1 rRNA gene (cut by a window edge) is annotated in these 2,500 nt (G+C 54.2%); it reads right to left on the bottom strand.

The annotated features are described in order from the left end of the window. Positions 1–135: 135 nt before the first annotated feature. A 23S ribosomal RNA gene (locus LB516_RS28735) occupies positions 136–2,500 on the bottom strand (it continues 467 nt past the right edge of the window).

The following is a 2,500-nucleotide window of genomic DNA, read 5'->3' on the forward strand; positions in this document are numbered from 1 at the left end:
CGGGCAAAGCCCGCAAGCGCGACTGCGCGTCGCCGGTCGTCCGGCGCCCTCGCGGAGCATAGGCCCGTAAGGGCCGCTCATGCGTGAGCGCTGGTCAGACCATTTGACTTCGTCAAATGGATATTAGGAATGAGAACGATCAAGCCGATCGAACTATTAGTACCGGTAAGCTTCAAGCGTTGCCGCTCTTCCACACCCGGCCTATCAACGTGGTCGTCTTCCACGGTTCTCAGGGAATACTCGTTTTAAGGTGGGTTTCCCGCTTAGATGCCTTCAGCGGTTATCCCGTCCGGATATAGCTACCCTGCTATGCGGCTGGCGCCACAACAGGTCCACCAGAGATCCGTCCATCCCGGTCCTCTCGTACTAGGGACAGATCCTTTCAATATTCCTACACCCACGGCAGATAGGGACCGAACTGTCTCACGACGTTCTGAACCCAACTCACGTACCGCTTTAAATGGCGAACAGCCATACCCTTGGGACCTGCTCCAGCCCCAGGATGCGATGAGTCGACATCGAGGTGCCAAACAACCCCGTCGATATGGACTCTTGGGGGTCATCAGCCTGTTATCCCCGGCGTACCTTTTATCCGTTGAGCGATGGCCCTTCCACGCGGGACCACCGGATCACTATGACCGACTTTCGTCTCTGCTCGACTTGTCAGTCTCGCAGTCAGGCAGGCTTATGCCATTGCACTCAGCGAACGATTTCCGACCGTTCTGAGCCCACCATCGCGCGCCTCCGTTACTCTTTAGGAGGCGACCGCCCCAGTCAAACTACCCACCATACATTGTCCCGGACCCGGATAACGGGCCGCGGTTAGACATCCATAGTGATAAGGGTGGTATTTCAAGGGTGGCTCCACCTGAGCTGGCGCCCAGGTTTCAAAGCCTACCACCTATCCTACACATGCCACTACGAATGCCAATGTAAAGCTATAGTAAAGGTGCACGGGGTCTTTCCGTCTAACCGCAGGAACCCCGCATCTTCACGGGGAATTCAATTTCACTGAGTCTATGCTGGAGACAGCGGGGAAGTCGTTACGCCATTCGTGCAGGTCGGAACTTACCCGACAAGGAATTTCGCTACCTTAGGACCGTTATAGTTACGGCCGCCGTTTACTGGGGCTTCGATTCAGAGCTTGCACCCCTCCTCTTAACCTTCCAGCACCGGGCAGGCGTCAGACCCTATACGTCGTCTTGCGACTTCGCAGAGCCCTGTGTTTTTGATAAACAGTCGCTACCCCCTGGTCTGTGCCACCCTCCTCCACTTGCGTGGAAAAGGGTCACGCTTCTTCCGAAGTTACGCGTGCAATTTGCCGAGTTCCTTCAGCATAGTTCTCTCAAGCGCCTTGGTATACTCTACCAGACCACCAGTGTCGGTTTCGGGTACGGTTTATAAGGAGGAGCTATTTCCTGGAACCACGCAGCAGCCCGTTCAATCCGATAAGATTGGACTACCTCAATGATCCGTCACTACCTCCAAGCCCACGAATATTAACGTGGTTCCCATCGACTACGCGTTTCCGCCTCGTCTTAGGGGCCGGCTAACCCTGCTCAGATTAGCTTTAAGCAGGAACCCTTGGTCTTTCGGCGGGGGAGTCTCTCACTCCCCTTACGTTACTCATGTCAGCATTCGCACTTCTGATACCTCCACCACCCCTCACGGGTATGGCTTCGTCAGCTTACAGAACGCTCCGCTACCGCTTGGCCCTTGCGGACCAAACCCTAAGCTTCGGTGTATGGCTTTAGCCCCGTTACATTTTCGGCGCAAAGACCCTTATTTAGACCAGTGAGCTGTTACGCTTTCTTTAAATGATGGCTGCTTCTAAGCCAACATCCTGGTTGTTTTGGGATCCTCACATCCTTTCCCACTTAGCCATAACTTGGGGACCTTAGCTGTAGGTCAGGGTTGTTTCCCTTTTCACGACGGACGTTAGCACCCGCCGTGTGTCTGCCGACTAGTACTCCCAGGTATTCGGAGTTTGGTTAGGTTTGGTAATCCGGTGAGGACCCCTAGCCCATCCAGTGCTCTACCCCCTGGGGTATTCGGTCGACGCTCTACCTAAATAGATTTCGCGGAGAACCAGCTATTTCCGAGTTTGATTGGCCTTTCACCCCTAGCCACAAGTCATCCCGAACTATTGCAACAGTTATGGGTTCGGTCCTCCAGTAAGTGTTACCTTACCTTCAACCTGCTCATGGCTAGATCACTCGGTTTCGGGTCTAATGCGACGAACTGAACGCCCTGTTCAGACTCGCTTTCGCTGCGCCTACACCTAGCGGTTTAAGCTTGCTCGTCACACTAAGTCGCTGACCCATTATACAAAAGGTACGTGGTCACCCAGGACGAACCTTGGGCTTCCACTGTTTGTAGGCAACCGGTTTCAGGTACTCTTTCACTCCCCTTGTCGGGGTGCTTTTCACCTTTCCCTCACGGTACTAGTTCGCTATCGGTCATGCACGAGTACTTAGGCTTGGAGGGTGGTCCCCCCAAT

The organism is Mesorhizobium sp. CO1-1-7 (assembly GCF_020164885.1).
Taxonomy (GTDB): domain Bacteria; phylum Pseudomonadota; class Alphaproteobacteria; order Rhizobiales; family Rhizobiaceae; genus Mesorhizobium; species Mesorhizobium australicum.